General features: G+C 67.0%; 3 protein-coding genes and 1 pseudogene. 3 read left to right on the top strand and 1 reads right to left on the bottom strand.

What is annotated here, in order from left to right:
- From C1A33_RS38090 to C1A33_RS22295, 3 genes and pseudogenes are all read left to right on the top strand, one after another.
- The coding region (locus C1A33_RS38090) for a DUF4142 domain-containing protein (RefSeq protein WP_115537999.1) at window positions 1-174 on the top strand (174 nt) is incomplete at its 5' end.
- A gap of 89 nt (window positions 175-263) precedes the next feature.
- Window positions 264-658: pseudogene (locus C1A33_RS22300) on the top strand (YbaB/EbfC family nucleoid-associated protein).
- A gap of 698 nt (window positions 659-1,356) precedes the next feature.
- On the top strand, window positions 1,357-1,746 hold the full coding sequence (locus C1A33_RS22295) for a PPOX class F420-dependent oxidoreductase (RefSeq protein WP_101833326.1): 390 nt from the start codon (window positions 1,357-1,359) through the stop codon (window positions 1,744-1,746).
- A gap of 247 nt (window positions 1,747-1,993) precedes the next feature.
- Here the strand turns inward: C1A33_RS22295 and ltrA are convergent, their stop codons facing one another.
- Complete coding sequence (gene ltrA, locus C1A33_RS22290) at window positions 1,994-3,424, bottom strand: group II intron reverse transcriptase/maturase (protein ID WP_101833325.1); 1,431 nt, start codon at window positions 3,422-3,424, stop codon at window positions 1,994-1,996.
- Window positions 3,425-3,609 lie beyond the last annotated feature (185 nt).

The raw sequence follows: 3,609 nt of genomic DNA, 5'->3' as shown, positions 1-3,609 counted from the left end.
TTCCTCACCTTCGAGATCGCCGATCACCGCAAGGTCATCGGCGCGACGGTCCAGGTGACCCGGACTGGGACAAACTCAGATGTCAAGGCCTTGGCCCGCCACAACCTACCGACCCTGCGTACCCATCTCAGGTTGGCCCAGCAAGCCCTGACGGAACTTCCACCGACGCACTGACTGGGGCAGCGCTCAGCCGCTGCCACAGTGATGCGCCCTCAGGCGGTGGCGGACGCGAATGCGCCCGCCACCGACCAAAGGCCATGGTCATGCCGAATCCCGGGGAGCCGATCGGCGGGCTCGGCGGCGACGCGGCCGGAGGCTTCGGAGCGCTCTTCGAGCAGGCGCAGAAGATGCAGGCCGCGGTGATCGACGCGCAACGGGAGCTCGCCGAGGCGCGGGTCGAGGGCAGCGCGGGCGGTGGCCTGGTGACCGCGACCGTGAACGGCGGCGGCGAACTGGTCGACCTGAAGCCCACAGAGGGGTCGACCCGGACGACACCGCGACCCTCGCCGACCTGGTGCTGGCCGCGGTGCGTGACGCCACGACGAACACGCACACACTCGCCGAGCAGAAGATGGCGGCGGCCACCGGCGGGCTGGGCGGCATGCTGGGAGGGCTCGGCGGGCCGGGTGAGGTCTGCCAGGGGGCTTCATCAGGTTGAGCGCCATCCTCGCCTGCGGGGCTCGGCACCGGCAACTCGACCGCCAGCCATCCAGGACCAGACCGACTATCAGCTCGTTGCCTCGCTATTATGTCGCGGATTGCTTGGGGGCGGCGCAGCGTATCCCACCTGCGTCAAGGACGCTCCGTCCGCCCACCCACGTTTGCAGGCGGGCCGGTGGGTGGTCTGGTGGGCGGTCCTGTGGGATCGCGGATAGACGTGTAGAGATCGGCGACAGATGGCCACTCACCGTGATGGTTGGCCAGTAGATGGCCAACAGCCCGTGGTGGTTGGCCAGTGGGCGAGCACGCCAGGCCGATGCCGGTCGGAGGCGTTTCTGCCGCGCCGTCACCCGAGGCAGGTCTGGCGCGGGGGATCGCCGATTTCTAGTGAGGACCGCGGGGGGATCGAGTTCGATCTGGTGATAGGTCGGTACGGAACGTGCGATGCTGAGCATCGCTGGTGGCGAGCCGCCGGGATAGTTGGCGAGTCCAGACGTGGAGGCGGTCCCGGTCGTCAGGTGGCCCTGATGCCGCTGTGTGTCTCGCCGCCGCCGGGACTGCCTCCCGCGCAGCCGTGCCGCCCCCGCGCCAGGTTGGCGAGCCGTCGTCCTGTCGAGTAGTTGACAAGTGGATACGAGCAGGTCAGCTCCTCGCCGGCGCAGGAATACGCAGGCCGCAGCCCTGGTTGGGGCGGTCGTGACCTTCGATGACGAGTTGCGCACCCTTCTGGATGGCAAGGTGTTCGTGACCGTGGCGACGCTGAACGCGGACGGCAGTCCGCAGTCCTCGATCGTCTGGGTACAGCGCGACGGCGACCATGTGCTGTTCTCGACCACCGACGGACGTCTCAAGGCCCGCAACCTGGCCGGCGATCCCCGAGTGAGCCTGACTGTGCCCGACCCCGCCAACCCGTACCGCTACTTCGAGATCCGAGGCACCGCCGAACTGAGCGAGGACGAAGACCGGACATTCCAGCAGGCCGTCAGCCACAAGTACCTGTCGCAGGACCCGCCGGCGGATCCGGAGGGCACGGTGCGACTGGTCGTACGGGTCGTGCCGCGGAAGGTCATCAGCTTCGGGGTCTGATCCCACCGCCGCTGCCGTCACCACGTCGCCCGCGGCGGCGGATCCAGAAAGTCGCCAAGTGGGTGCCTCGCCGTAGACCCCCGACTCGCCAACTTCCCGCGATCCCTACAACAGGCTTGGTGAAGTCGGCCCGGGGCGCGGTGTCGGTCTTTCGGCCGATCCGTTTCCCTGGGCCGCTTCCCGAACCCGGCGGGCGCCTTTCAGCGCACCGGGCTCTCCGCAGGTCCCGGAGGGCTACTCGTTCTTCTCATCCCGCGGTCGGCCAGGGGGTGGGAATGACTGCGCCCCGATAGCGATAGCGGGTGGTACCCACTTTCTCGGGGTTGAACAGCATCCTGTCTTCGCTGGCCGGCCATGATCCGACGCGACAGTGGATGCGTCGGATCTCCTTCCAGGTAGATCGCGGGTGTTTGCGATACAGCCATCCCCAGACCCTTTGCCACGTGTAGTGGCTGAGGTAGCCGAAGGCGGCCGATGACACCCCTGGTCGGAAGTAGGCGCACCAGCCCCGCAGCACCGGGTTGAGCCGGAGCAGCAGGGCGTCGAGCGGCTGGTTCGTGCCGACCTGCCGGCACAACGTCTTCACTTTCGCCATCACGGCCTGGAGCGCTTTCTTGGCCGGGTAGGTATAGACGTAGTACCGGTTGGTGCCTCGCTTCCGGCGACGCTGGATGCGCCAGCCGAGAAAGTCGAGGCCCGTCTCGATGTGGGTGATGAGGGTCTTTTCCCGCGACAGGCGCAGACCCATCGTGGACAGCACCCTCTCGATCTCCTCCCGCAGGGCCTCGGCGTCCGCCCTGGTGCCGTAGACCATCAGGCACCAGTCGTCCGCGTACCGGACAAGCCGATAGTTAGGACGACCGTGACGGCGGCGTTTGGCCCGCTCTACTCGACTGATCCCGGGCCCGCCCGGTCCGTGGGCGATGTGCTCGTCCAGGGCCGCGAGAGCCACGTTACTCAGCAACGGAGACAAGATCGACCCCTGGGGCGTACCGGTGTCGTTGTCCCGCAGCACGCCGCCCTCGACGAGGACACCGGCCTTGAGGAACGCCTTCACCAGGACCACGACACGTTTATCCCCGACGCGCCCGCGCACCCGGTCCATCATGGCCGGATGCGAGATCTCGTCGAAGCAGGCTTTGATGTCGCCCTCCACGACCCACTCATACTTCTTGGACGCGTAGAAACGCACCTCGGCCACCGCGTCATGCGCCCGGCGGTTGGGGCGGAACCCGTAGCTACACGGGAAAAAATCCGCCTCGAAGATCGGCTCTAACACCAGCTTCAAGGACGCCTGGACCACCCGGTCCCGGACGGTCGCGATACCCAGACGGCGCAGCTTACCGCTCGTCTTGGGAATCAGACGCTCCCGCACCGGCAGCGGGCGAAAGCTACGATCCCGCAGAGAAGACCGCAGCCCGTCGAGGAACTCCTCGACGCCCTCCCCAGCCTCGATGGAACGGGCGGTCCGCCCGTCCACCCCGGCCGTGCGGGCACCTTTGTTGCCCCGTACCCGGTCCCACGCGACCAGCAGGAACGCGGGATCGGCAACGAGATTGAACAGATCGTCGAACCTGCGACGAGGATCATCACGAGCCCAACGGTGCAGCTTGGCCTGCATCCCCTGTACCCTTTGCTCGGCCGCACCCACGGCGAGCGCCAGTTCGTCGGTATTCACCGGCGACAACCTCCAGGCATTCCTGAACTTCCGCTGCTGACTTGCTGGCTCCCTTGGCCCTGCGGCCGGCTCTCCCTGAGGCGCCCCGAGAATTCCGGGCAGTCGATCTAATAGACTGTACACGGAATGGAGTGTGTGCCACATGGCTGAACGTCGCAGGAAATTCTCCCCGGAGTTCCGCGAGG

It is taken from the genome of Frankia canadensis, assembly GCF_900197875.1.
In the GTDB taxonomy this organism is placed as follows: domain Bacteria; phylum Actinomycetota; class Actinomycetes; order Frankiales; family Frankiaceae; genus Frankia; species Frankia canadensis.
This window is presented reverse-complemented; position numbering and strand designations above follow the sequence as displayed.